This window comes from Ferrimonas futtsuensis DSM 18154, assembly GCF_000422645.1.
Lineage (GTDB): Bacteria > Pseudomonadota > Gammaproteobacteria > Enterobacterales > Shewanellaceae > Ferrimonas > Ferrimonas futtsuensis.
Map to the genome: position 1 here is coordinate 62,172 of NZ_AUGL01000015.1, position 25,544 is coordinate 87,715.

The 25,544-nt window shown below is 57.7% G+C and carries 19 protein-coding genes; 7 read left to right on the forward strand and 12 right to left on the reverse strand.

The window, feature by feature from the left end; genetic code table 11:
* The first annotated feature begins 130 nt into the window (after nucleotides 1-130).
* On the forward strand, nucleotides 131-1,234 hold the full coding sequence (locus tag G505_RS0110985; protein ID WP_028109595.1) for a phosphoribosylaminoimidazolesuccinocarboxamide synthase: 1,104 nt from the start codon (nucleotides 131-133) through the stop codon (nucleotides 1,232-1,234).
* Between the two features lie 163 nt (nucleotides 1,235-1,397).
* Nucleotides 1,398-1,886 carry a DsrE family protein gene (locus G505_RS0110990; protein WP_028109596.1) on the forward strand — a complete coding sequence of 163 codons (489 nt, stop codon included), beginning with the start codon at nucleotides 1,398-1,400 and terminating at the stop codon, nucleotides 1,884-1,886.
* Nucleotides 1,887-1,932: 46 nt separating this feature from the next.
* Here the strand turns inward: G505_RS0110990 and G505_RS0110995 are convergent, their stop codons facing one another.
* The 3 genes from G505_RS0110995 to G505_RS0111005 all read right to left on the reverse strand — a co-directional run bounded on the left by G505_RS0110995 (nucleotide 1,933) and on the right by G505_RS0111005 (nucleotide 7,309).
* Nucleotides 1,933-4,062 carry a methyl-accepting chemotaxis protein gene (locus tag G505_RS0110995; protein WP_035385330.1) on the reverse strand — a complete coding sequence of 710 codons (2,130 nt, stop codon included), beginning with the start codon at nucleotides 4,060-4,062 and terminating at the stop codon, nucleotides 1,933-1,935.
* 270 nt (nucleotides 4,063-4,332) lie between these two features.
* On the reverse strand, nucleotides 4,333-6,465 hold the full coding sequence (locus tag G505_RS0111000) for a methyl-accepting chemotaxis protein (protein ID WP_028109598.1): 2,133 nt from the start codon (nucleotides 6,463-6,465) through the stop codon (nucleotides 4,333-4,335).
* 181 nt (nucleotides 6,466-6,646) lie between these two features.
* Nucleotides 6,647-7,309: a HEPN domain-containing protein gene (locus G505_RS0111005; RefSeq protein WP_028109599.1), complete on the reverse strand. Its 663-nt coding sequence runs from the start codon at nucleotides 7,307-7,309 to the stop codon at nucleotides 6,647-6,649.
* 421 nt (nucleotides 7,310-7,730) lie between these two features.
* Here G505_RS0111005 and G505_RS0111010 point away from each other — a divergent pair, with 421 nt between their 5' ends.
* Complete coding sequence (locus tag G505_RS0111010; RefSeq protein WP_028109600.1) at nucleotides 7,731-8,414, forward strand: hypothetical protein; 684 nt, start codon at nucleotides 7,731-7,733, stop codon at nucleotides 8,412-8,414.
* A 105-nt stretch (nucleotides 8,415-8,519) separates the two neighbouring features.
* Here the strand turns inward: G505_RS0111010 and G505_RS0111015 are convergent, their stop codons facing one another.
* The 8 genes from G505_RS0111015 to G505_RS0111050 form a co-directional block, all read right to left on the reverse strand.
* On the reverse strand, nucleotides 8,520-9,746 hold the full coding sequence (locus tag G505_RS0111015; RefSeq protein ID WP_028109601.1) for a phenylacetate--CoA ligase family protein: 1,227 nt from the start codon (nucleotides 9,744-9,746) through the stop codon (nucleotides 8,520-8,522).
* A 10-nt stretch (nucleotides 9,747-9,756) separates the two neighbouring features.
* On the reverse strand, nucleotides 9,757-10,578 hold the full coding sequence (locus G505_RS0111020) for an ABC transporter ATP-binding protein (RefSeq protein ID WP_028109602.1): 822 nt from the start codon (nucleotides 10,576-10,578) through the stop codon (nucleotides 9,757-9,759).
* A gap of 65 nt (nucleotides 10,579-10,643) precedes the next feature.
* Nucleotides 10,644-11,885 (reverse strand): ABC transporter substrate-binding protein, encoded by a 1,242-nt coding sequence (locus G505_RS0111025; protein WP_028109603.1) that lies wholly within the window; start codon nucleotides 11,883-11,885, stop codon nucleotides 10,644-10,646.
* A gap of 115 nt (nucleotides 11,886-12,000) precedes the next feature.
* Nucleotides 12,001-13,074 carry a branched-chain amino acid ABC transporter permease gene (locus G505_RS0111030; RefSeq protein WP_028109604.1) on the reverse strand — a complete coding sequence of 358 codons (1,074 nt, stop codon included), beginning with the start codon at nucleotides 13,072-13,074 and terminating at the stop codon, nucleotides 12,001-12,003.
* A gap of 40 nt (nucleotides 13,075-13,114) precedes the next feature.
* A complete protein-coding gene (locus tag G505_RS0111035) occupies nucleotides 13,115-14,008 on the reverse strand; it encodes a branched-chain amino acid ABC transporter permease (RefSeq protein ID WP_028109605.1) in 894 nt (297 codons plus the stop codon).
* Entirely contained in the window at nucleotides 14,005-15,969 is a 1,965-nt protein-coding gene (locus tag G505_RS0111040; RefSeq protein ID WP_028109606.1) for a long-chain fatty acid--CoA ligase, read from the reverse strand. The genes G505_RS0111035 and G505_RS0111040 overlap by 4 nt, the downstream gene beginning before the upstream one ends.
* On the reverse strand, nucleotides 15,969-16,766 hold the full coding sequence (locus G505_RS0111045; protein WP_028109607.1) for an ABC transporter ATP-binding protein: 798 nt from the start codon (nucleotides 16,764-16,766) through the stop codon (nucleotides 15,969-15,971). The genes G505_RS0111040 and G505_RS0111045 overlap by 1 nt, the downstream gene beginning before the upstream one ends.
* 95 nt (nucleotides 16,767-16,861) lie before the next feature.
* The gene (locus G505_RS0111050) at nucleotides 16,862-17,896 is read right to left on the reverse strand and encodes a DcaP family trimeric outer membrane transporter (RefSeq protein WP_425402181.1); all 1,035 of its coding nucleotides are present in this window, start codon (nucleotides 17,894-17,896) and stop codon (nucleotides 16,862-16,864) included.
* A 189-nt stretch (nucleotides 17,897-18,085) separates the two neighbouring features.
* Between G505_RS0111050 and G505_RS0111055 the strand changes: the two genes are divergently transcribed.
* Complete coding sequence (locus tag G505_RS0111055; RefSeq protein ID WP_028109609.1) at nucleotides 18,086-21,547, forward strand: hybrid sensor histidine kinase/response regulator; 3,462 nt, start codon at nucleotides 18,086-18,088, stop codon at nucleotides 21,545-21,547.
* A 19-nt stretch (nucleotides 21,548-21,566) separates the two neighbouring features.
* On the opposite strand, the gene G505_RS0111060 is transcribed toward G505_RS0111055, so the two are convergent.
* A complete protein-coding gene (locus tag G505_RS0111060) occupies nucleotides 21,567-22,208 on the reverse strand; it encodes a response regulator transcription factor (RefSeq protein WP_028109610.1) in 642 nt (213 codons plus the stop codon).
* 380 nt (nucleotides 22,209-22,588) lie between these two features.
* Between G505_RS0111060 and G505_RS21340 the strand changes: the two genes are divergently transcribed.
* The 3 genes from G505_RS21340 to G505_RS0111075 all read left to right on the forward strand — a co-directional run bounded on the left by G505_RS21340 (nucleotide 22,589) and on the right by G505_RS0111075 (nucleotide 25,543).
* Nucleotides 22,589-23,614, forward strand: a complete 1,026-nt coding sequence (locus G505_RS21340; protein WP_084643953.1) for a polyamine ABC transporter substrate-binding protein — start codon at nucleotides 22,589-22,591, stop codon at nucleotides 23,612-23,614.
* Nucleotides 23,615-23,753: 139 nt separating this feature from the next.
* Nucleotides 23,754-24,137: a hypothetical protein gene (locus G505_RS0111070; RefSeq protein WP_028109611.1), complete on the forward strand. Its 384-nt coding sequence runs from the start codon at nucleotides 23,754-23,756 to the stop codon at nucleotides 24,135-24,137.
* Between the two features lie 380 nt (nucleotides 24,138-24,517).
* Nucleotides 24,518-25,543: a polyamine ABC transporter substrate-binding protein gene (locus G505_RS0111075; protein WP_028109612.1), complete on the forward strand. Its 1,026-nt coding sequence runs from the start codon at nucleotides 24,518-24,520 to the stop codon at nucleotides 25,541-25,543.
* Nucleotide 25,544 lies beyond the last annotated feature (1 nt).

Genomic DNA, 25,544 nt, shown 5'->3' on the forward strand with positions numbered 1-25,544 from the left:
TTTCATAATTCAACTACAACAGGAAAGCTCGCGGATCTCCCCGGACCCTACCCCGGATTCGCACCCTGAACACTGCGCTCCCACTGCCTCTGGCGCAACCCTACAACCTCATAGAAACAGGACAGTTGTCATGAGTCTCGCCGATAAAGTTTTGGCCGTTAACAACGATCTTCCTATCCGTACCGATCAGCCGGTTCACAGCGGCAAAGTACGCAGCGTCTATTGGCTGACCCCCGAAGACAGCGCTCGCCTGATCAAGGAAAAGGGCTATGACGTCGCCGCCGATGCCCCCCTGGCCATCATGGTGATCAGTGACCGCATCAGCGCCTTTGACTGCATCTGGCATGGCGAAAACGGCCTGTCCGGAGTGCCGGGTAAAGGCGCCGCCCTGAACGCCATCTCCAACCACTGGTTTAGACTGTTCCGCGAGCAGGGCCTGGCGGACAGCCACATCCTGGACATTCCCCACCCCTTCGTCTGGATTGTGCAAAAAGCCCGCCCGGTGATGATTGAGGCCATTTGCCGCCAGTACATCACCGGCTCCATGTGGCGCAGCTACACCAAGGGAGAGCGTGAGTTCTGTGGCATCCAGATCGCGGAAGGTCTGAAAAAAGATCAGAAACTGCCGGAGCTGCTGATCACTCCCTCCACCAAGGGGATCCTCAAGGGCATTCCCGGGGTTCCAGAAGCGGATGACGTGAACATCACCCGTCAGAACATCGTCGACAACTACCAGGCCTTCAACTTCCGCACCCTGGAAGACATCGACCTGTACGAAAAACTGCTCAAAGAGGGCTTCGACGTCATCAGCGATGCCCTGGGCAAGCTGGACCAGGTGTTTGTCGACACCAAGTTCGAGTTCGGTTACGTCACCGACAGCCAGGGTCAGGAGAAGCTGATCTACATGGACGAGGTTGGCACTCCCGACTCTTCCCGCATCTGGGACGGCCCCGGCTACCGGGACGGCATCGTCGTGGAGAACTCCAAGGAGGGCTTCCGCCAGATGCTGCTGAGCCACTTCCCCGATCCGGATATCCTGCTCAACAAAGATCGCATGGATGAGCGTCAGGCCCTGGCCCGTGACAACGACCTGCCGGAATCGGTGCTGATGGCGGTCTCGCGAACCTATGTGGACATCGCCGAGAAGATCACCGGCCAGAAGCTGGTGTTGTCCGACAACCCTAAAGCGGAGATCATCCAGATTCTTAAGGAGCAGTACGGCCTGGTTGACTAAAGTCCCTCTTCGGCAAGCCGCACCCGCGGCTTGCCGCCCTCTATCAGCAGAAATCGCCTTCGTGACACGAACTTTAATTTTCTCTAATTAAGAAAATTCTTATATACAGGGTTGGCTCTTCCCTTTATCCTTGCCTCAACACCTCTCAGCGCAAGGAAACACCATGCCCTCTATAAGAAAACTGCTTCTCATTGGTCTGCCCCTGTTGGCCTGTCTCAATCTGGTCTCGGCTCATGCGACAGAGCGTCCGTTGGATACTCAAGCACTGAAAGGGGTGGCACAAGGCAAAGCACTGTTTGACATCAACCTGTCAGAGTTGGAGAAACTGCCGCTGTACCTGCAGGTGATTGAGATGACCCATGATGGGCTGACAGCGCAAGGCACAGCTCCCGACTTTGTCATCGCATTCCGGGGAGCATCGGTACAGTTTATCCATGGTCAGGATGGCCATAACCCTGCACGCCAAAAAATCGCCTCTCAGATTCAGCGGCTTAAAGCCAGGGGCGTTCGCATGGAGGCCTGCTCTATCGCCACCGAGCTCTTTGGGGTCGACAACAGCCAGCTACTGCCCGGCATCGAGCCGGTGGGCAACACCTTTATCTCCCTCATCGGCTACCAGTCTCAGGGCTACAGCAGTATCGTTATCATGTAAAAAAGGGGCCCTGGCTGGGCCCCTGTTACTGTCTGTGTCCGGGTCACTATAGCTTAAATTGAGTGACTATCTGACGCTGCTCCACCGACAGTTGCTGCAGCTCCTCGCTTAAGCCGGCGGAGGCCTCCGCCTCCGAGGCGATAGAGCGGCTGGCTTCTCGAATGTTGCTGACATTGTGGCTGACCTCGTTGGCCACACTACTCTGCTCCGAGGCCAGGCTGGCGATCGTGGTGCCGTTTTCGGTGATATGGCGGATGTGCTCCACGATCACCTTAAGAGCGTCGTCCATCGCCTGCACCTGGCTGACCGCTGTCAGGGCTTTGTCGTTACCACTGCTGATCGCCTGGACCACATTGTGGGTGCCGCCCTGCAGCAGCTCAATCAACCGGCGAATCTCCCCGACCGACTCCTGAGTGCGCTCCGCCAGGGCCCGAACCTCGGACGCCACCACGGCAAAGCCGCGGCCCTGCTCCCCGGCTCGCGCCGCTTCGATGGCGGCATTGAGGGCCAGCAGATTGGTCTGCTCGGCGATCTCCTGGATCACCTTGAGGATGGACTCGATGTTCTGACTCTCCTGCTCCAGCTGTCGGGCGATGGGCATCGCCTCCGACACATCCTGCACCAGAGACTGCACCGCCAAGCTGGTATCGGTCGCCACCCGCTGGCCTTCGGCGGCTGCGTTTCCGGCATCTCCTGCGGCATCTGCAGCCTGGGCGGCATTTTCTGATACGCTGTTGGCGGTCGCCGTCATCTGCTCCAGAGCGGTGGCCACCTGCTCCATCTCCAACATCTGCTGCTGACTGCCACTGCTGCTTCGCACTGCAATCTCTGAGGCTCGAAGGGAAGTGGCCTCTCCGCTATTTACGGACTGTTCAATCGCACTGACTGTTTCATGGAGCTTTTCCAAAAACTGATTAAACCGGTGGGCCAAAACCCCAATCTCGTCGTTACTCTTCAGCGACAACCTCTGGGTCAGATCCCACTCGCCAGAGGCAATGGTCTCGATTCGCTCTGTGATCGTTCGGATAGGCTTGACCGACCGACGGGTGGTAAACCACACCATCAACAAGGCCGTTAAAGCAATGACAGTTGCAGCGATGATCTCCTGACGGAAAGCCACACTCGTCAGTTGAGTCAATTTTCGGTCCAGATCTACTGCTGCAGCCAAAACCTTTTTAGAGGGTGCACTTAGCACCAAACCCCAGCTGGTAGCGGCATTTTCAAAACGAACCGGAGACCAGGTTCTAAGCTGTTCGCCATCGTCACTCCATTGAATCAAAGGCTGATTGGAACCCAGCCAGGACATTACCTGATCTCGGCCGATCTGCCCCGCGGCCGGCAGCGGAGCCCCCAGGCCATCCCCATTATCACGGGCCACCAGGATGCCCGCCTGGCTGACCAAGGCCACTTCACCCTCTCCGTCTACCAGACGGGAGTCCACAGATTCGATCAGGGGCTGCAATCCGGCCAGGGAGATGTCGATGCCCAGCATGCCCACCAATTCTCCCCCTTGGAGCAGAGGATAGGTGACTGAGGTCATCAACATCTCATTGTCACCGACATCATCCAGATAGGGGTCTAGCACACAAGCCTTCCTCTGGCGCACAGCACACTGATACCACTCAACCTCGGGGATGCCGTAGTCATTCAGAGCCGTATCATGGAGGTCCTCTTCCAGCATCACCTCCAGCCCGATCTGGCCCTCACCCTCCCTGTACCAGTAAGGGGTAAAGCGACCAACACTGTTGGATGCCAACTCGTCATCGCCGATAAATTCCGCGTCCCGCCCCAAAGCGTCTTGGTTCCACACCATGTAGACACCGAGAACGTCTTTGTACTCAAGCAGGCTGCTTTTCAAGAATGCATTTATCTGGGCCCGTGCCTCGGCACCGGGGGCGGATTGAGTACGCATAAACAACGCCGCTTGCGCCATCGCACGAGCCCTTACTAGGTTCTTGTCGATGATCGCCTTCACCACCTGGGATTGCTCAGCCGCCAGGGCCTGAAGATGGCTTTCAGCAGAAGCCTTAAGGTTTTCGGTTGTCTGTTGCCGTGACAGCTTCTGCAGTTCACCGGAATGAAAAAGGGAAAAAGCGACCAGAATGGCCAAGGCCAGAATCAGGCAACTTCCTGAGATAAAAGAGATCTTGCGGTGAATAAAGTTTGTCTGTTCCATCGTTCTACAGCCGCCTGGCACTGTGACTAACTAACGAAATGGATTCAAATCTATATATGTGTATTTACACTGTAAAGTATGCGTGACTATTTCATTCTCAGGGTTGTAAACAAATCACACTCTGGAACTGAATCTTGTTATCTGGATAATTATTAACCCAATAAAATTGCAAATTGGATGCAGATTTGCTGGCCCTTAACAACAGGCGTGCAGAGCCATTCGACAGAATGGGGCTCTGATTCTCAGAGCCCTTCGACACCGGGATGAGCGCTACACTTTAAACTGGGTCACAATCTGCCTCTGCTCCACCGACAGTTGCTGCAACTCCTCACTGAGTCCCGCCGAGGCTTCCGCTTCTGTCGCAATAGAACGGCTGGCTTCACGAATGTTGCTGACGTTCAAACTGATCTCATTGGCGACACTGCTCTGCTCCGAAGCCAGGTTGGCGATCATGGCACCGTTGTCAGTGATGTGGCGGATGTGCTCCACGATCACCTTGAGGGCATCATCCATCGCCTGTACCTGGCTGACTGCGGCCAGGGCTTTGTCGTTGCCGCTGCTAATAGCCTGGACGACGTTACGGGTACCGCCCTGCAACAGCTCAATCAACCGGCGGATCTCGCCCACCGACTCTTGAGTGCGTTCTGCCAGGGCCCGAACCTCAGACGCGACCACAGCAAAGCCGCGTCCCTGCTCCCCGGCCCTGGCCGCTTCGATGGCGGCATTGAGTGCCAGCAGGTTAGTCTGCTCGGCGATCTCCTGAATCACCTTGAGGATGGACTCGATGTTCTGGCTCTCCTGCTCCAGCTGACGGGCCATGGGCATCGCCTCGGACACATCCTGCACCAGGGACTGTACCGCCACACTGGTGTCGCCGGCCACCTGTTGCCCCTCGACAGCCGCCTCGCTGGCATCGCCTGCGGCATCGGCGGCCTGAACGGCGTTTTCTGACACACTGTTGGCGGTGGCGGTCATCTGCTCCAGGGCGGTGGCCACCTGCTCCATCTCCAGCAGTTGCTGCTGACTGCTGTCACTGGTGCGCGCAGCAATCTCAGAGGCTCGCTGTGAGGTGGCCTGCCCCTGATTGACCGACTCATCGATCAATTGCACCGTGGTTTGCAGCTTTTCCAGAAACTGATTAAACCAATGCACCAAGGTGCCCACCTCATCCCGATGCTCGATGGTCAGACGCTGAGTCAGGTCCCATTCGCCTGAGGCGATGGACTGCAGTCTGTGGGTCATGTTCCAGATGGGACGCACCAGATACCGGGAGCTTATCCAGATGATCCCCAGGGATAGGAGGGTGATGACGACGGCAACCATCAGAGCCTGCCAGGTCACGGTGTCATTGTGCTCAGCGATACTCTTGTCCAGGGCAAGCGCACTGGCCAGCACCTGCTCGGCCGGAGCACTGAAGGCCAGGGTCCAGCTACTGTCTGTGCCACTGAAGGGGATGCTCTGAACAGCATACAGGGAGGCCAGATCGTCACTCCACTCACAGCTACCCGGCTGCTGCTTCAGTGCCGCCTGAATGGGTTCGGGCAACATTGCCTTTCCCTGACCCAAAAGTGCGGAGTCGGTGTCATTGGCCACAACGAACCCATCCTGGCTGACCAGCGCCACCTGCCCTTTTCCGGACACCAGTTTGCTGTCCACTTGCTCAATCAGCGGCTGCATGGCAGCGACCGACAGATCGATGCCGACCACCCCGATAATTTCACCCTGGGAGATAAGCGGCAGGGTAACCGAGGTGATCAACTCCTGATCGCTGCCCACCTCATCCACATAGGGGTTCAGCACGCAGGCGCGACCGCGCTCCACCGGACAACTGAACCACTGGTTTTGTGGCATGCCCTGCTTGGTGGGACTGCTGTTGCGGACATCTTGCTCGTTCACGACCTGCAGCACCGGCTTGCCGCTGGCGTCTCGATACCAATAGGGGGCAAAGCGCCCTTTTTCGTTCGAAGCCAGGGCAAAATTGTCATGGAACTGAAAGTCCTGCTCATCCAGACCGTCGGGGCGCATCACCAGGAAGATGCCCTTGATGTCATTGTGCGCCTCTACCAGATGGTGAATGTACTCTTTCAGATGCCGACGCAAGTTAGCCGTGTCGCCACTTTGCCGCAATGAGTCGGCGCGCATGCTCAACACAGACTCGGCAATCACCTCAACCCGGAACAGGTGACGCTCGATGACACTGCGAACCTGGGATGCCTGCTCGGAGGCCAGGGCACCCACATAGTCACGGGCCGACTGGCGAAGATTGTCGGAGGTTTGCTGGCGAATCAGCACCTGGGACTGACTGGAGTCGTACAGAAAGAAGCTGACCATGGTCCCAAGGGCCAGGATCAGGCAGATGGCAGCCAGAATGGCTATCTTGTTACGAATTGAGATGTTATGCATTTATCGGATCCGATTCATTTCCCCTCTGTTACCCGACACAATGATTGCTCTCTCACCTGCAATAAGGGGCCCACTTTACCCTAGGGTTATCCATATATAAATTGCGAATTATCAAATAGATGGCCAAAACACTCGCGACCGCACAAAACCGGCGCAGAGTGACTCACTGAGTGGCGTCGACTCAAGAATCATTGATCACTGGGTAGTAGGGATCCCCCCAGTGAGACTGAGCAGCATCCATCATGATGTTGATGATGCTGGGCACCAGTGCCTGCATCAGATGTGTGCAGTCCCTGACCTGGTTGCGGTTGATGCCACTGTTCCAGGTCGCACCACCATGCACCAGCTGATTGCGTAGGGTATAGACTCGCGCCAATACGATGGAAAGCAGTTTGGGCGTGTCATTGTTGCTCAGCGCCTTCGAGGCCGCCCTTTTGGCACGGGCAAAGCTGGCCTTCCACGCCTCTTCGCTCAGCTTGCCATTCAGATGGTCCCAGTAGGGCTGGAACACAAACCGGTTATCCAGCAAAACTCGGATGGGCCCGGTAAAGCTCTGCCACACCAATTGCGACAGACGCTCCTGCTTATCATGAGCGTTAAGGCGACTGATGAACTCGCCAAAGACATGCTGCTCACCGGGCCGGTACTTTATGGGGATATCGCACGCATAGGCCGCGTTAAAGGCGATCCACAGAAAGATCAGTTTGCTGTCGTCATCCTCACAGCTTTCCGCTTTGTCTAGCCAGCTGAGCGCCCGATGGACTCTCAGATTCAACCCCTCTGGGTAGATCTCCCGCTCAAGGCGATGACGTCGTTTTAGCTGTTCGAAACATAGTGCAGTCATGTGGCTTTGCCCTTTCCTTACCCGCGATATAACGCCTGTTCACCTAAGGTGCCACAACCCAGCCATGGCTTTGTTGATCTAAGCTATTCTTTTTTAGCCAGTTTCTTATTGTTAAATAGATTGCCGCTCCAGAGGCCGGGTTACAGATTCACACCTTGAGCGCCGCGTCGACCGACACCTTATCTATCCGCCTAGAATTATCCCCACTCACCGAGATTATGATCTCTTTTCATTGGGTGTAATACATTGTTTTATATCGGGGTATATCTACTGGCAACTGTTCCCAAAATCGCCTTGTGATGGCCGATGACAAATGAGTGTTACCAACAACTCTCTTTTTCTGTTCTAAAATACTAAATCAAGAAAAATCAACACTGTGTAGCAAGCAAGACTAATCCAATCATTATCAGCGGGTGCAGATATGAACAACAGCTTCAGTTACAAATTGCGGGATGCAGTCGCTTATCGAAAGCAGACGGATCTTCCCAAGGTCAACCCTATTATTGCCTTTGTTACTGCCTCGACTCTTGCCTATATCGTACTGGCGATTTTTGCTATTCCATCTGGAGAACACCCTGACTATCACTTCGTCAACGAAGATGGTGCGATCACCGCTTTGTCAGCCATCTATCTGGCCATGGCCAGTGCCTTCTCTCTGGGCTCATTGGCGATAACCGTTCGCGCAAAAGATCCCAATGTCTGGCCCTGGGTAATCATGACTCTGGGTTTCGGAATTCTCGCTTTAGATGAGCTGCTTCAATTTCATGAACGCTTTGGGACTGTCCTTGCTCAATACCTAGACTCAGGCATCTATAGAAACTGGAATGATGTCATTGTCATACTCTATGGCGTGGTTGCATTACTCATCATGGCGTCAATTTTGCCGAGCATAGTTCGCTGTCGAATGCTTCTTGAGTTGTTTGTTATAGGCTTCGCGTTCTATGTGGCCCATACCTTTATCGATGCGACCCACGAACCAAGGACCATCGTCTCTGCCATTTTTGAAGAATCCGCCAAGCTGTTTTGCGTATTATTTTTAGCCTTGGGTTCCTTTATTGGGTTTCTCGGGGTTTTATGGAATTTCAAACCGTCCAATAATCAGTGAGCCGATATTCCACAGGATCGAGAAACCACACCTGTCCAGGCCCACAAAAAAGCCGGTGCAGGTGCACCGGCAAACCACTACAGTCAAAGGTTACTAGGGAAACTATCAGGGAGCAGGACGGCGATCCTCGATGACGATGCCGTCTCTGGGCAGGCTGCCGGGCTCCACCCAGGTTACGTCGACGCCCAGCTTGAGCAGGGCGCGGGCCAAAGTGGCCACTTCCGACTCGGGTAAGGGTGGCGCCGCCTGGGGTTCACACAACAAGGTAAGCTGGTCATTGTGGGCCTGGCGTTCCACCAGGGCGCGGATGCGACTCATGCCTGCCACCCGGCTGCGCAGGCGCTCAAGCTGAACCGGGTGGACAAACATCCCCTTGACCTTGGTGGTCTGATCCGCCCGTCCCATCCAGCCCTTGATGCGGCCATTGCTGCGACCACAATCGCTGGGGCCGTCCATCATGGCAGAGAGGTCACCGGTGGCGAACCGGATCAGCGGATAGTCACGATTGAAGCTGGTGACCACCACCTCGCCCACCTCGCCGTCGGCCACGGGGTCACCGCTGCCGGGACGGACGATCTCCACCAAGATGTCTTCCGCCAGCACCAGCCCCTGGTCCGGCTCACTCTCGTAGGCAATCAGGCCGATGTCGGCGGTGGCATAGGCCTGGCGCACTTCGATGCCCGCCTCCTGGAACACTCTGCGCAGTGCCCCGGGCAGGGCCTCGCCGGTCACCAGGGCGTGGGTGAAAGAGAGGCTCTGCCCCCTCTCCGCCGCCCTGTCCAGCAGAATCTTAAGGAACGACGGCGTGCCGCAGTAGCCCTGAGGCTTCAGACTGGCGTTGATCTCCAGCTGCAACTCCGTCTGACCCGGGCCGGCGGGAATCACGGTACAGCCGCAGGCGCGAGCGCCTGAGTCCAGGATAAAACCGCCTGGGCTCAGGTGATAGGAGAGGCAGTTCTGCACCAGCTGTCCGGGACGAAAGCCGGCGGCGTAAAACGCCCGGCCCATGCGCCACCAGTCATTACTGGTGTTCTCCGGTTCGTTGATGGGACCGGGAGACTGGAACAGTCGCTCCACCCTGCCCCCCTCCGGGTTCAGCCCTCCGAAGGGGCCGCGCTCCTCCTGCAGCTCAATCAGCTGAGACTTGCGGGTCACCGGCAGTCTGGCCAGCGCCTCCCGGCTGCCCACCGGGCCATTCAGCTCAGCCAGCAGCGCGCCGAAGTAGGGGCTGCTGCCCCGGGCAAAGTCGATAAAACCATCCAGTTGCGCCAACAGGCCCGCTTCCCGCTCCTGCGGGTCCAGGCACTCCTTGTCGTCGAAAAACTCGCACATACCAACCTCCTTAGAGCCAACGTTTCCGCCGCTTATAGGACTTGAGGTTTTTAAAGCTCTTACGCTCTTCATTGCCTCCACCCAGGTAGAACTCCTTCACATCCTCATTGTTCAGCAGCTGTTCCCGGGTGCCGTCGAGCACAATCTTGCCCGACTCCATGATGTAGCCGTAATGGGCCGCCTTGAGGGCGTAATTGGCGTTCTGTTCCACCAGCAGCATGGTGATCCCCTGCTCGCGGTTGATCTTCTCGATGATGCCAAACACCTCTTTTACCAGCAGAGGTGACAAGCCCATAGATGGCTCATCCAGAAGAATCATCTTGGGGCGGGCCATCAGGGCCCGGCCGATGGCCAGCATCTGCTGTTCACCACCGGAGAGGTAACCGGCCAGGCCGGTGCGCTCTTTGAGGCGGGGAAAGTACTCGAACACCATCTCGATGTCTTGTGCCACCTCGTTATCGCTGCGGGTATAGGCCCCCAGCTTGAGATTCTCGATCACCGTCATGTCTTCGACAATGCGGCGTCCCTCCATCACCTGGAAGATGCCGGCACGGACGATCTCCTCCGCATGGGCGGTATCGATGCGCTGGCCCATAAAATGGATGTCCCCCCGGGTCACCTCGCCATCTTCGGTCTTCAGCAGGCCGGAGATTGCCTTGAGGGTGGTGGACTTGCCGGCACCGTTAGGGCCCAGCAGGGTGACGATCTTGCCCTTGGGTACCTCGATGCTGACGCCGCGAAGCACCTGAATCACTTCGTCATACACCACCTCGATGTTGTTGACCGCCAGCACCGGCTCCTCGGTTTGAATCTGAACTGCAGCTTCTGTCATGGGGACTCCTTTATTCCTTGACCGGGGGCACCGGGGTGCCCCCCTTATCTGTTACTTCGCCAGGCTCAGAAACCCAGCCAGTCGTCACGGCGCTCCAGGGTCATCTGGCTGACGCGCTCAATCTGAACGTTGCCGTCGTTGTAGTTGCCCTTGTAGATGTTGACCTGGTTGATGCCGCGGTGATCCTCAGCACTCCAGTTGGCGGCCAGACAGACCCCTTCCAGACCGGCAGGCACCCAATTTTTACGGGCGTACATCCCCTTCTTGATGTTCTCACCGGTAATGCCGCCGTTGGCCTTGGCCCACTCCATCGCCTCCTTCATGTAGTAGGCGGAGCACACCCCACGGATGTAGTGGTGCAGACGCTCCTCCTTGCCGGAGGGATCGGAGACCTTGGAGATCTCCCGCACCAGCGACATGCCGGGCACCTCGTCGGTCCAGAAGGGGGTCATGGTGGGGAAGATGTAATCCTTGATGCCTTCACCGGCGGCCTCGAACACCTTCTTGTCGCCACCCCAGATGTTGGACATAAACTGGATGTCGGTGCCGACGGTGTTGCAGGACTTCACCAGGGACAACACCGAACCACCCAGGTTGCCGATGTAGCCATAGTTGGTGCCGGAGCTCTTCAGGCTCAGGCACTGAGCCTTGAAGTCACCGGGCTTCATGGAGATCACCACAGGGGGCATCACCTCGAACCCCAGCTCCTTGGCGTAGATGGCGCACGCCTCCTTGGGCGCATTGGGATAAGGGTGGTTAGCGCCGATGTGGGTGAACTTGGGCTTACCGCTGTTGCCCTTGGCCTTCCAGTCCTCGGCGGCCCACTGCACCAGGCCACGACAGGCATCGGAGTAAGAGGCGCCGTAGAAGAAGTTGTAGGGGGCTGGCTTGGCCGTCTTGGGGTTCTTACCCATGGGGTCGGTCAGGTGACCGGAGTAGGAGGCGGAGTACACCGGAATCTCATCCTTGGCCACGAAGGAGATCAGCGCTTCGGTGTCAGCCGTGCCCCAACCCTGCATGGCCACCATGCCTTTGCGGGACTTCCACTTCTTGTAGGAAGCGATCGCCTGAGGCACCTTGTAGGCGTAGTCGATGGTCTCAAACTCCAGCTTGGTGCCACTGATGCCGCCATTGGCATTAATGTAAGTCATGGCATCGCGCACGCCATCGGCGTACACCTTGCCCACGAAAGCGGTAGGTCCGGACATGTCCGCCAGATGGCCGACGAAGACCGACTCTTCAGCCTGAGCCGGCGCACCCATCATCATGGCCGCGGTGGCGGCGAAGATCGCAGATTTCTTGTACATAGTTGTCATCCCTTGTTTGCGGGCGCCACAGGCCCGTTTTCCGTTGTTGGGGATGCCCGACCGCCCGGCATCCCCGCGCTCCCCCCGGCAAACCGGGAGGAAGGATTACACTCCCCTAGTAGGCGAAGGGGTAGAATTTCCAGTAGTTCTTCACTTGCTGCCAGCGGTGGGCCAGTCCCTGAGGTTCAAAAATCAGGAACAGGATGATCACCAGGCCGATGGCCATCTCCTTGATGTAGGCCAGGCCGTCCACCACCATGGGGATGTTGCCCCAGTCAGTCATCTTCAGCAGGCCAACGCCCCCCTCCAGGGCCTCGGGCAGCAGCACCATGAAGATGCAGCCCAACAGGGTGCCCTTCACCGATCCCAGGCCACCGATGATCACCATCGCCAGGAACTGCACCGACATGAAGATGGTGAAACCTTCTGCGGACACATAGCCCAGATAGTGGGCGTACAGGGCACCGCCGATGCCGGCGTAGAAGGAGGAGATGCCGAAGGAGAGCAGCCGGTACTTATTCAGCTTGACCCCCATGATCTCTGCGGACAGGTAGTGATCGCGCACCGCCACGAAAGCACGGCCATCACGGCTGCGCATCAGGTTGCAGCCCCACAGATACATGAACACCAGGGCGAACAGGGCGATGTAGAAGAAGGCCTCATCGGTATCGAACACAAAGCCGAACAGGTTTACCGGCTCCGCCATGGACCCGGCGCTGCCGCCGGAGAACCACTCGGCGCGGCCGAAGAAGTCCTCGATGATGAACTGGGCCGCCAGGGTGGCGATGGCCAGATACAGCCCCTTGATCCTCGCCGCCGGCATGCCGAACAGCATGCCCACGCCCATGGTCAGGTAGCCCGCCAGGGGAATACAGAGAAACACCGGAATGCCAAAGCTGGTATTAAGCCAGGCGGAGGCGAAGGCACCAAACCCGAAGAAGGCGCCGTGTCCCAGGGAGATCTGCCCGGTGTAGCCCACCAGGATGTTCAGGCCCAGAGCCGCGATCCCCAGGTAGGAGATCTGGATGAACAGGGTCAGGTAGTAGGCGTCCAGCACAAAGGGGGCCAGACAGGCCAGGGCGATCCCCGCCACCGTCATCCAGTGGATGGTGCGCGTCTCGAAGATGGTGTTGTCCTGCTTATAGCTGGTGCGAAAATCGCCGCATGGACGCATGACCGGGCTAGACATGGCGCACTCCTTTCACAATAAAACTCATGGTTACTTCCTTTTAAATCCGCTCAATGTCTTTGGTGCCGAACAGGCCGTAGGGCTTGAACCAGAGAATCACCAACAGCACATAGAAGGGTGCAATGTCGTACATGTTGCCGACGTGCAGGTACTGGCTGTCGACAAACTCCGCCAGATTCTCCAGCACACCGATGGTGATGCCGCCGACAATGGCACCGACAATGGAATCCAGACCACCGAGGATCACCGCCGGGAACACCTTGATCCCCATCACCGACAGGGAGTCGGAGACCCCATTGACCATGCCAATCACCACACCGGCGGTGGCCGATACCGTGGCGGCGATGCCCCAGCTCATGGCAAACACCTGTTTGACCGAGATCCCCAGGGACTGGGCCACCTGCTGGTCGAAGGCGGTGGCGCGCATCGCCAGGCCATGCTTGGAGTGGGTAAAGAACAGGTAGAAGCCCACCATGATCAGGATGGCGATGCCGGTGCTCATCAGGTACGCCAGCTCGATGTTCAGGCCAAACAGGTTGATGCTCTGGGTATCAAACACCTTGGGGTAGCTCTCCGGTGCCACCCCGAAGATCCACTTAGTCAGGGACTGGAAGAAGATGGAGAGACCGATGGTCACCATGATCACCGAGATGATCGGCTCGCCAATCATCGGCCTTAGGACGATCATCTGCAGCGCCACCCCGAACACCGCCATAAAGGCCAGACTCAGCAGAAAGCCGACAAAAAACGGCAGCTGCAGGTACACCAGCAGGGCCCAGCAGGTCCAGGCGCCCACCAGCAGGAATTCACCCTGGGCGAAGTTCACAATCTGGGTCGACTTGTACACCAGTACGAAGCACATCCCCACCACCCCGTACAGCAGGCCAACGATCAGTCCGTTGACCACCAGTTGCAGTAACAGCTCGAAATTCATGATGCTCTCCTTTGCTCATCGCCCGGTTCTTGGCCCTTGGGTTGCTCAATGAGGGTGGCCACTTCCAGCTGGGTCTGAACCCGGGTCTTGGAGCCGTCCTGGAAGGTGATCACCGTGTCGATGTCCACCTGGGCCTCATCGTTGTAGATGGCGTCGATGATGTCGCCATACTTCTCGGCGACGACGCCACGGCGCACCTTACGGGTCCGGGTCAATTCACCGTCATCCGCATCCAGCTCCTTGTAGAGCAGCACGAACTTGGCGATCTTCTGCGCCGGTGGCAGAGTGGCGTTGACCCTCTCCACCTCTTGAGCCAGCTTGGCGTACACTTCCGGCAGGCTGGCCAGGTTGATGTAGTTGGTGAACGCCAGCCCCTGCTGCTCTGCCCATTTGGCGACGATGGAGAAACGGATACAGAGGATGGCGGACAGGTAGGGGCGGTTCTTGCCCAGGATCACCGCTTCACCGATGAAGCTGGAAAACTTCAGCTTGTTCTCGATGTACTGGGGGGAGTACTGAATGCCGGTGCTGGTGTGGGCCAGATCCTTGATGCGGTCGATCACCACCAGATGACCGGACTCCTTGAAGTAACCGGCATCGCCGGTGTGCATCCAGCCCTCGCGAACATCCTCATCATAGGCGGCCTGGTTGCCCAGATAGCCGCAGAACATCCCCTCGGTCTTGGCCACCACTTCGCCCAGCCCTTCGGCATCGGCGTTGATCACCTTCACCTCGGCGTTGTCGAAGGCCACCCCGACGCTGTCGTAATCGACGTCATCGGCGTGGTGGATGGTGTAGGCGCCACACATCTCCGTCTGGCCATACAGCTGACGCAGTGGCACACCGATGGACTGGAAGAAGCGGAAGGTATCCGGCCCCATGGCAGCGCCACCGGTGGCGGCGGATTTGAGGAAGGAGAAACCCAGACGATCGCGCAGTGCCTTCATCAGCAGCCAGTCGGCCAGGGTGGATTGTTTGCCCTGGTCCAGGGCCCGCTCCGCCCGTTTCATGGCAAAGTCGTACAGCTTCTGCTTCAGCGGAGTGGAGTCCATCATCCGCGCCTGCACGTCCGCCAGGATCTGCTCCCACACCCGTGGTGCCAGCAACACGAAACTGGGACCAATCTCCCGCAGATCGGCCATCATGGTCTCCTGCTCTTCGACGAAGTTGACGATCTGACGGGCGATGAGCGCCTGACCCACGGCGTACACCTGCTCCATGATCCAGGGCAGAGGCAGTACGGACACATAGTTGTCACCGGCGCTGCGCGGGTCCGCTCTGAGGTAGGCACTGCAGTGCTTGATGAAGTTGCCCCCTTTGAGCAGGGCAATCTTGGGCTTGGAGGTGGTGCCTGAGGTGGTGCAGTAGATGGCCACCTCGTCGGGGTTGGTGGCATCCACCATCTGGTCAAACTGCTCGGGGTGATTGTTCTCCTGCTCACGACCGATGCGGTAGAGGTCCTCCACATCCACCAGTCGCTCGTCGTCGTACTTGCGCATCCCCCTGGGGTCGCAGTAGACGATGTATTTTACGCCGGGGATCTGATCCTCCAGCTCCAACAGCTTGTCGCACTGCTCCTCATCCTCGGCGATCACGACACTGGTGCCGGAAAGGTTGATGAGGTAGGCCACCTCTTCGTGGAGAGAGTCCTGGTATATTCCCACCGAGTAGCAGCCCAGGGTGTGCGCCGCCAGCTCGCCCCACACCCACTCGGGGCGGTTGTCCCCCAGCAGGGCGATGGTGTCCTTAGCTTGGATTCCCAGCTTATGGAGAGCCAGAGACATCCACTTGACCCGGTCCAAATAGTCGGCCCAGGTGAATTCGTTCCAGATACCGAACTCCTTCTCCCGCATCGCCACGTCACCGGGCCAGTGCTGGCCGTTGTGGCGCAGAATCTTGGGAAAGGTATTGAGCTCGCCCATCTCAAAGCCGTGATCGGCCGCGTTGAATGCCTGACTCATCAGCCTGCCTCCTGCATCTCGTCACCGTCTTCCAGGCCCAGATAGGCGCGTTTGACGTGTTCATCCGCCATCACCTGCTCGGGGAGTCCGCTGATCAGCTTCTTACCGAAGTCCAGCACCATCACTTCGTGGGAGATGTCCATCACCACACCCATGTCGTGTTCGATCATCACCACGGTAATGCCGAACTCCTCATTGAGATCGAGGATGTAGCGAGCCATATCCTCCTTCTCCTCCAGGTTCATCCCCGCCATGGGCTCATCCAGGAGAATCAATTTCGGTTTGAGGGCCATGGCCCGGGCCAGCTCCACTCGCTTGCGCAGGCCATAGGAGAGGGTGCCCGCCACCGACTTACGCACGTGGGTGATGTCGAGAAAGTCGATGATCTGCTCCACCTCGCGTCGATGGGCCAGTTCCTCTTTCTCCGCCGGAGAGAACCAGTAGAGGGGGCCGGTCACCCAGTTGTTCTTCATCAGGTGGTGCCGACCCACCATGATGTTTTCCAGCACCGTCATATGGCCAAACAGCGCCAGGTTCTGGAAGGTCCGGCCAATCCCCAGATCGGCTCGGTCGTTGGGCCGCAAGTGGGTCACCTCACGCCCGTCAAAATGGATGGCCCCCTTCTGGGGGCGGTAACGACCTGAGATGCAGTTCAGCATGGAGGTCTTGCCCGCGCCATTGGGGCCGATGATGGAAAACACCGATCCCCGGGGCACTTCAAAACTGACGTCGGTCAGCGCCTTGACCCCGCCGAAGGCGAGAGAGACGTGCTCGACTTTGAGGATGGAATCTGTCATTCCCAAACTCCTGATTCTTGGGTAGGGGCATCCACTGCCCGACTGGGGTGTCACAGAGGGCGACGGGGAGAATCCCCGTCGCGCCGAAAGGTGCGCTACAGGGCGTAACGCATGGAGAACTGACCATAGAAGGAGTCTTTGTCGACCTCCTCCATCTTGAACTGACCCACCTCGAAACCGATGGCCAGCTCCTTGGTGAGGTTCTGGAACAGGTTGACGCCCCACTGACTGCGCTCAACCTTGGTGACGTCGGTCTCCACCCAACCATAAAGCGCGGTAGAGCGCAGGGTGTCAGTCCAGTAGTGGCGATAGGCCGCCAGCCAGGCGGTGGTGTCTTCCACCTCTTCACCCACTACGTCCATGGCAGCGCCACCGGAGATGTAGCGGCCCAGCTCCCCCTGGTGGTACTGAAAGCGGAAGTCATCTTTACCGAAGGTGTTGATCTTACCTGCAATAGAAGCACCGAAAGCGGTTTCGCTGCTGCCGCCCGTGGTATTCAGCTCGCGGCCCAAAACCGAGACGTTGACGTTACCCCAGTCTCCCTTGAAGTTATAACGACCGACCACATCAGGCATGCTGTCGTTGGAGGTATCACCACCAAAGGTCTCGGGGTTCTCCACCGAAACCTGGAAGCCGCCAGCGGAATAGCGAATTTGTCCCTGACGCACAAAAGAGAGGCCCACCAGGGCACCGGCGAAGTCGGCAGACTCAGGAATGGCGCTGGTGTTCATAAAGGTGGTCCAGGTTTGGCCGGCCAGGATACCTTTGTAGCTGACGAAGGCGTGACGGATACGGGGGCTGGTGGAGTTGGAGATAACCTGGTTGCCGCCAGTGCCGAAAAAATCCATCTCAATGAAACCGGTCACATCGCCGTGGATGTACTTGGTGTTGAAACGGGTCTCGTTGGCAAAAATGCGGAACTGGGACGCGCTCTCCTCCAGAGGAGTACCACCGCCAGTCCAGAAGTCCTTATAGGCCACATCCCCGTCCACGTATCGGGCATCCACCTTGATATATCCGCCGAAAATCAGCTTGTCGTTCTCTGACAATTCAATCTCGTAACCGGACAGAGCACTGCCGGAAAAGGCCAGCAGAGAGCCGGCAACCGCGAGTTTGACTGAGTGTTTCATCATTTTCATCCCTTGTTGTAGTGGTGCCTTAAACATCGTGAAAGGCGACCTGTCTCACAATTGGGAATAGGTATTAGGCCAGAGGTATTAATACGAAAGTCTTAGGTGAGCCTTCGCTGAGCAGGGTTACACTGATGCAAAACAGGCCCTAAGGAGTTTTGGGCTAAAGAACAACGATAGGGATAGTTCATGTTTCCAAACTGGCTCCTGGTGCTGGTCAGCCTGGCCTACATCGGCCTGCTGTTTGCCATCGCATTTCTCGGCGATCGCTACCGCCACAAACTGGCGGCCCATCAGCACAGCCTTATTTACGCCCTCTCGCTCGGGGTCTACTGCACCTCCTGGGGTTTTCTGGGGACCGCCGGCCAGGCCTCTCGCGGCGACTTCTCCTACCTGCCTGTCTACATCGCCCCTATCCTGCTGTTTGTTATTGGCTGGCCCTTTATCCAACGCATCATCCGGGTCTGCCTGAGACTGAACATCACCTCCATCGCCGATCTGCTGGCGGCCCGTTTCGGCAAGTCTCAGAAACTGGCGGTACTGGTGACCCTGGTGGCCCTGTTTGGCACCCTGCCCTACATCGCCCTGCAGCTGAAAGCGATCGTCGACTCCTACGAGATCCTGCGGGAGACCATGACCCTGACCTCCTGGCAGCTGGGCTTGTTGGTTACCCTGGTGTTGGCGGGATTTACCATCATCTTCGGGGTCCGCGCCATCGACGTCACCGAGCGCCACCCCGGAGTGATGGTGGCCATCGCCTTCGAATCGCTGATCAAGCTCATCGCCTTTTTGGTGGTGGGTCTGTTTGTCTCCTTTGTGGCCTTCGACTCCCCGGCCCAGATCTGGCAGCGAGCCACCGAAGCCGCCGCCCAGCCGGCGTTCACCGGCAACAGCCTGGTGTCCATGTTGGGGCTGACGGTGATCGTGGTGTGCGCCTTTCTCTGCCTGCCCCGGCAGTTTCAGGTCACCATGGTGGAGCTGAAAGACCCGGAACAGGCCAAGATCAGCCGCTGGCTGTTTCCCCTCTACGTACTGGTGTTTGCCTTTTTCGCCGCCCCTTTGGGCCAGGCGGGCGCCCTGCTCTATGGTGATTCCATGGCACCGGACGCCTATGTACTGTTCCTGCCCGCTTATCACGGCCACTACTGGCTGAGCCTGCTCAGCTTCCTCGGCGCCATTTCCGCCGCCAGTGCCATGGTGATCATCTCCACCATGGCCCTGAGCATCATGCTCAGCAACGAAGTGGTGTTCCCTGCCCTGTTCCGTCGCAGTGCCCTGGAGGAGACCGACTTCCTCAGGTTCAGAGCCAGGCTGCTGATGGTGCGCAAGGGCCTGGTGCTGGTGGTGATCTCCCTGGCGTTTGCCATGTTCCTGGTGGCCCCGCCCCACACCCTCTCCTCTTTGGGAGAAGTGGCCTTCGGCGCCATCGCCCAAATTGGCCCGGCGCTGTTCGCCGCCTTCTGGTGGCGCAAGGTGAGCCTGACCGGTGTAATATCCGGCATCGGCGCCGGATTTGGCATCTGGCTGCTGTTCAATCTGGCTCCTCAGTTGGGGCTCTATGCCCACCCCATGGAGGGTTCGCCTTTTGGAGCGACCACCATGGCCACCCTGTTGGGCCTGCTGGTGAATATGGGGATGATCTGGCTGATCTCCGCCCTGAGCCGGCAGACGGTCAAAGAGCAGATGCAGATGGAGTTGTTCTTCGCCCGCCCCGACATCCATGAACGCCTGCCCATCAAGGCGGGGCGCATCGACCCCAGGGAGCTGGAGCTGCTGGCCGCCCGTTTCGTCGGTCACGACAAAGCCACACAGGGATTCGATCTCTACTACCGCAACCACCCCAGGTTCAGGGAGGGGCGACAGAATGCCGATCAGGAGCTGGTGCTCTACACAGAGAACCTGCTGGCGACGGTGATGGGGTCGGCCTCGGCGCGGCTGGTGATCTCCTGTGCCCTGCAGGGAAGGGACATCGCCCTGGATGAGGTGGCTCAGCTGATGGATGAAGCCACCAGTCAGCGCACGGCACTGAGCCGAGAGCTGCTGCAGAGCGCCATCGAGAACGCCTCCGAGGGAATTTCCGTCACCGACAACAATCACAAGCTGGTGGCCTGGAACCGCCGCTACCTCAGCCTGTTTAACTACCCCGAGGGCCTGGTCTATCCCGGCTGTCCCGTGGAAGACCTCATCCATTACAACCTGAGCCAACTTATCGACGATGAGGAGGAAGTGGAACGCCAGGTGGCCCGGCGTCTTCGCTACCTGCGCCAAGGCAGCCGCCACAGCTCGGAGCGTCAGTTGCCCGATGGCACAGTGATTCGCATCGAGGGCAACCCCATGCCCGGCGGCGGCTTTGTGATGCTGTTCTCCGACATCACCGTCTACCGGGAAGCGGAGGCGCTACTGACCGAAAAGAACCTGGATCTGGAGTCCTTGGTGTCCGAGCGCACCAACAAGCTGGCCATGGCCAATGAGCAGCTGGCCCGCTCCAACGCCAAGCTGGATGCCGCCCGGGAACAGGCGGAATCCGCACACCGCCAGAAGAGTCAGTACCTCAAAGCCTGCAGTCACGACCTGCTGCAGCCGCTGTCCGCCGCCCGACTGTTCTCCTCCACCCTGATGGAAGAGGGAAGCCTCACCCCCAACCAGAGGGCGGGCCTGGAGCAGATCGATCGCTCCCTGCAGGTGGCCAATGAACTGCTGCTGGATCTGAACGCCATCACCAAGATTGAGAGTGGCACCATAGTGCCCAAACTGGAATCCTTCCCCCTGCAATCCCTGCTGGATTCCCTGGTGGGGGAGTTCGGCGCCCTGGCCCCCCGTTACCAGGTCACCCTGAGGGCGGTGCCTTGCAGTGCCTGGGTACACAGCGACAAGCAGCTGCTACGGCGAATCCTGCAAAATCTGCTCTCCAACGCGCTCAGGTACGCCAGTGGCGGCAAGGTGGTGCTGGGCTGCCGCCGGGGCGAGCAGTTGGAGATCCAGGTACTGGACAATGGTCCCGGCATCCCCGCAGAGAAGCAGCAACTGGTGTTCGAGCAGTTCACCCGCCTGCAGAGCGGCGGCCCCAATGGCCTGGGGCTGGGACTGAACATCGCCCAGGGGCTGAGCCAGCTGCTGGGACACACGCTGTCACTGGACTCTGAAGCAGGACGGGGCAGCTGCTTCTCTCTGGCATTGCCTCCTGCCCGCCCTCAGGTTCAGGCTGTGCCCACCAAGACCAGCGCCTTTACCCTGCAAGGGGTTCGGGTGCTGTGCATCGATAACGACCCGGCAGTACTCGCCGGCATGGAGCAGTTGCTCGGCAGCTGGCAATGCAGCGTCTTTGTCGCCGACAGTCTGGCCAGCGCCCAGGCCCTGCTGCAGAGCCGCCATGGCGAGATGGACATCATGCTGGTGGATTACCAGCTGAACAACGATGAGGACGGCATCTCGGTGATGCAGCGGATGCAGCAGCTAAGTGCCCGGCCCCTGCCCGGCATCCTGATCAGTGCCACCACAGACGAAGGGGTGGTCAACCAGGCCAAAGAGGCGGGCTTCGGGTTCCTGCGCAAGCTGGTGAAGCCAGTTGCTCTGCGGGCACTGATGAGTGCCACCCTGGTCAGGGAGCTGCAACAGAACTATGGTCAGGAGCTGGATACCCAGAACAGCTAAGTCCTGGGCGAGCATCTGGTCAGCTGACCGCCCCCGGTTGCAGTTGCTTCATGGCAATCACCGCCTGAGTGCGGGTGCGCACCCCCAGCTTGAGAAAGATCGCACTGGCGTGGGCCTTGATGGTGGCCTCAGACAAACCCAGCTCCTGGGCAATCTGCTTGTTGAGCAAACCATCGGCAAACATCATCAGAATCTTGTGCTGGCGCGGGGAGAGACTGGCGATCTTCTCCTCGACGCCATCCCTGGCGCCATCGCTCAGGTCCGTCCCCTCGGGCAACCACTGCTGACCGGACATCACCGCTTCCACCGCCTCTATCATTCTGGGAACAGGTTGAGATTTAGGCACGAAGGCAGCGGCTCCGCAGCGAACGCTCTGGGCGATAGTGCGATTATCCTCCTGGCCCGAAATGATGATCACTCCAAGCTCGGGGTATTCAGAGCGAATCTGCACCAGGGTATTGAAACCATGGGCATCAGGAATGTTGAGGTCGAGCAAAAGCAGGTCTGTATCACCATGCTGCGCCAACAACCCCTTCAACTGGCGCACCGACTCCCCCTCCAGCACTTGGGAATTGGGAAACTGTTTCTCCAGAACAGAGAGAAGGGCCTGACGAAACAGCGGGTGATCGTCGGCAATGATTATTTTTTCCGGTTGAAACATATGGCGTCCTTGTGGGTGCACTCATGCCACCTCGCCCAAAGGCAGGCAGATTACGTTGGATACCCCAGGCGCCGGTGCACCTATCCATGGCGTAACAGATTAGTCAAAGTGTATCGGATTCACCGATTCCGGCCATTAGACCTTTAGTGAATTCAACATTACCGTTACAGCCGAAGTTAACCTAATGCCTATTAGATTCCGATTCAATACCTTAGTAAGCATGAGCCTCGCCCGCCTGGTGGCTTCTCATCGGGACTTCCTTCCACCACTGAATCCATTTCAAAGTTTTCGATAATACTCTTAGTTCAAGGTATAATTTTCTGTTTGACACGCCCTATGCAGAGACACCGTCCCTGTCAGACCAAAACCAAGTCGAGCTTATGCTTAATCGAACTCTTCCAGTGCTCATCCTGGCGCTTCTTCCCGCCCTCGCCTATTCAGGTGAAGTGAAGTTGCTGACTTGGGAAGCCTACCTTTCGGATAAGGTAGTCCATGCCTTTCGCCTGGAAACCGGCCACCGGGTTGAGCAGTTTTTCATCAGCTCCGACTCAGAGCGTAATGCCATGTTCGATGCAGGCGGTGCCACCCTGTTCGATCTGGTCATGGCCGACAATGGGGCTACCCAGGCATACGCCAAACAAGGGCTCATTCAAAAGATGACTGGGGTGGTTTCCAGCCTGGCTCACATCGACGCAGACTGGCAACAGGCTTGTGGTGAGTTTGGCGCCGCCTACAGCTGGGGAACCCTGGGGATAGCCTACCGCCAATCCTTTGGGATACAGATTGACTCCTGGCAACAACTGTTTGTACCTCCAGCCCCCTTCCAGGGAAAGGTGGTGACAATGACCGACTCCAAAGAGTTTACTGCCGCCGCCCTGATGGCTCACAGTTTCAGCCCCAACAGTTCGGATCCTCGGGAACTCCAGCGTGCCTTCGAGTTGATGCGGGCTCAGAGACAACATGTTTTGGCCTATGACTATGGGGTCTCCTATGCCCTCAGTTGGCAAAAAGAGAGCGAGATGGCCATGGCACTGGCCTATTCCGCCGATGTGGAAGAGATCATCAGCGCCACTGGGCAGAAAGACTGGACCTATGTGGTTCCCAACGAAGGAACTCTCCTGTGGGTCGACTGTTGGGTGATCCCCTCAGGCCGTGCCGTCAATAAGGCCACCCTGGCCTTCCTGGAGTTCATAAACCGCCCCGAGATTGCTGCCCTCAATGCTGAACAGGCCTGGTTCCCCTCACCTATCGGTGCCGCCAGGAAACTCACCTCGGACGCTCACAAGGGGAATACCGAACTCTATCCCGGCACCGAGGTCATGAAGAGAAGCGTTCTGCTCTATGACAGGCCTGAAGAAGCTAAACGCCGTATCTCGGCGGTCATCGACAACCTCAAGAACCAGTAACCCGCTTTCAGACCCACTGTTTCGCACAGCCTGGTGAGTGTTCTGATAGGCTGATCACACCCCCTGATTAAAAAGTCATCGACCCTAAATCACTTATACATATAATAACTTCAGGTTATCCCTGAAAAGTGGGGGCGCGATGAACAGGATCTCTACCCTTCTGCTGCTTTCCCTGCTGCTCTGTACCAAGGCCAGCGGTCACCCAGTGTTTGCCGACGCCATGAAGCAGCAACTGAGGCTTCAAAAGGTGGAGTGCGAAGCCTGCCACGGCAAAGATGAGCAGTACCAACTGAGAAATGGTTTGGGACTGAGGTTTGAAGCCGAACTGCCTAAGAGCCTGACCTGGCAATACCACTCCGTGCTGGCCATGGGCGACCCAGATGCCATCCGCTCTCATGAAAGAGCCATGGCCAAGAGCTTCTCCCTGATTCTGCTCAAGGTGGGCCAGCAACCCCTGGGTGACGCTACCTTGATGGAGCAGATTCAAGCGGGAGAACTGGAAGGGATCCACCCAACCAGATAATCAACTGCGGTCGTCCGACCTATTTGCGGGAGAAATTCTTGGATCAATTTGTGTCCGTTCCCGCCTGGAAAGATGACCACCTCGATGTTCCGATAAACCGCAGAGCGCCAGGGTGCCAACGCAAAGACCCGCAAAAAAACACAAATAATATCAAAAGATTACAGCCAAGGCGCCCACCAAAGCTCTCCGAAAACCGAGCGGCTGTTGAAAATGCCACCGGCACGAAAACGGCATTCCGCCTCAGTATTTCAATTCCTGAGCACCCATCCCTCATGTACAGAATTCAATCAAAGAACTAAGCTCAAAAAGGGGAAACTTTTTCAAAGACTTTGGCATCTCTAGATGCCAAAGGGCTCATCTGAAGCGACCAAGGATAGGTTATGCATAGACTGTCTCTCAGCCTGGGTGCGGCACTGTTTCTGGCCCCCTCTTTAGTCATCTCCGATGAGGTTAGAGTGCTGACCTGGGAAGCCTACCTGTCAAAAGAGGTGATCGCTGCCTTTGCCAAGCAGACAGGACACAGCATTCATCAGGTGTTCATCAGCAGTGATACTGAACGAAACGCCATTCTGGCGACGGATGGAGGTCTGCTGTTTGATTTGGTGATGACCGACAGTAATGCAACCCGAGTCTATGCCCAGGATGGGCTGATCCAACCTCTTAGCGATAAGGTGCCAAATGGCGAACATATAGACCGGCGTTGGCAACAGGCCTGCGGAGATTACGGCCTGGCATACAGCTGGGGCACACTCGGGATTGCCTATCGCAGCTCCCTGGTCCACGACATCATCAGCTGGAAGCAGCTGTTTTCCCCGTCCCGCCCCCTGAGAGGGCGAGTGGTCATGATGACCGACATCCATGACTTCACCGCGGTGGCCCTTATCGCAGCAGGCTTCGACCCCAACAGCGAGGAACGCAGCGAACTTCAAGCGGCCTATGCATTGATGCAAGAGCAGCAACAATACGTCCTTGCGTACGATTACGGCCTCTCCTATGCCTTAAGCCGACGGCAGGACAGTCAGATGGCCATGACCCTGGCCTATTCGGCCGATGTTGAGGAGATCATCGAGGCCACCGGACAACAAGACTGGGTTTATCGCATCCCCAACGAAGGCACCATGCTTTGGGTAGACTGCTGGACTGCACCTGCAGGCCACCCCATAAAACCCGCCACCCTGGCCTTCCTTAATTTCATCAACCAACCAGAGATCGCCGCACTGAATGCGGAGACCACCTGGATGCCAACCCCCATCGCCAGCGCCAAGGCATTGACCACCCTAAAGCACAGACAGGACAGGGAGCTCTATCCCACTGAGCAGATAACCAATCGCAGCGAGGTGTTCCGCAGCTTGTCCAAGGATGCCATCGACCTTAGAGCCAAAATGGTCGCCACCATTAAAGACTAGG

Bases quoted from the DNA above. Each gene is read 5' to 3' on its own strand.
- G505_RS0111045 (WP_028109607.1), bottom strand. From the start codon at position 16,766: ATGACAGATTCCATCCTCAAAGTCGAGCACGTCTCTCTCGCCTTCGGC.
- G505_RS0111025 (WP_028109603.1), bottom strand. From the start codon at position 11,885: ATGTACAAGAAATCTGCGATCTTCGCCGCCACCGCGGCCATGATGATG.
- G505_RS0111015 (WP_028109601.1), bottom strand. From the start codon at position 9,746: ATGTGCGAGTTTTTCGACGACAAGGAGTGCCTGGACCCGCAGGAGCGG.
- G505_RS0111055 (WP_028109609.1), top strand. From the start codon at position 18,086: ATGTTTCCAAACTGGCTCCTGGTGCTGGTCAGCCTGGCCTACATCGGC.
- G505_RS0111060 (WP_028109610.1), bottom strand. From the start codon at position 22,208: ATGTTTCAACCGGAAAAAATAATCATTGCCGACGATCACCCGCTGTTT.
- G505_RS0111035 (WP_028109605.1), bottom strand. From the start codon at position 14,008: ATGAATTTCGAGCTGTTACTGCAACTGGTGGTCAACGGACTGATCGTT.
- G505_RS0111050 (WP_425402181.1), bottom strand. From the start codon at position 17,896: ATGAAACACTCAGTCAAACTCGCGGTTGCCGGCTCTCTGCTGGCCTTT.
- G505_RS0111010 (WP_028109600.1), top strand. From the start codon at position 7,731: ATGAACAACAGCTTCAGTTACAAATTGCGGGATGCAGTCGCTTATCGA.
- G505_RS0110990 (WP_028109596.1), top strand. From the start codon at position 1,398: ATGCCCTCTATAAGAAAACTGCTTCTCATTGGTCTGCCCCTGTTGGCC.
- G505_RS0110995 (WP_035385330.1), bottom strand. From the start codon at position 4,062: ATGGAACAGACAAACTTTATTCACCGCAAGATCTCTTTTATCTCAGGA.
- G505_RS21340 (WP_084643953.1), top strand. From the start codon at position 22,589: ATGCTTAATCGAACTCTTCCAGTGCTCATCCTGGCGCTTCTTCCCGCC.
- G505_RS0111040 (WP_028109606.1), bottom strand. From the start codon at position 15,969: ATGAGTCAGGCATTCAACGCGGCCGATCACGGCTTTGAGATGGGCGAG.
- G505_RS0111005 (WP_028109599.1), bottom strand. From the start codon at position 7,309: ATGACTGCACTATGTTTCGAACAGCTAAAACGACGTCATCGCCTTGAG.
- G505_RS0111075 (WP_028109612.1), top strand. From the start codon at position 24,518: ATGCATAGACTGTCTCTCAGCCTGGGTGCGGCACTGTTTCTGGCCCCC.
- G505_RS0111000 (WP_028109598.1), bottom strand. From the start codon at position 6,465: ATGCATAACATCTCAATTCGTAACAAGATAGCCATTCTGGCTGCCATC.
- G505_RS0111020 (WP_028109602.1), bottom strand. From the start codon at position 10,578: ATGACAGAAGCTGCAGTTCAGATTCAAACCGAGGAGCCGGTGCTGGCG.
- G505_RS0110985 (WP_028109595.1), top strand. From the start codon at position 131: ATGAGTCTCGCCGATAAAGTTTTGGCCGTTAACAACGATCTTCCTATC.
- G505_RS0111030 (WP_028109604.1), bottom strand. From the start codon at position 13,074: ATGTCTAGCCCGGTCATGCGTCCATGCGGCGATTTTCGCACCAGCTAT.
- G505_RS0111070 (WP_028109611.1), top strand. From the start codon at position 23,754: ATGAACAGGATCTCTACCCTTCTGCTGCTTTCCCTGCTGCTCTGTACC.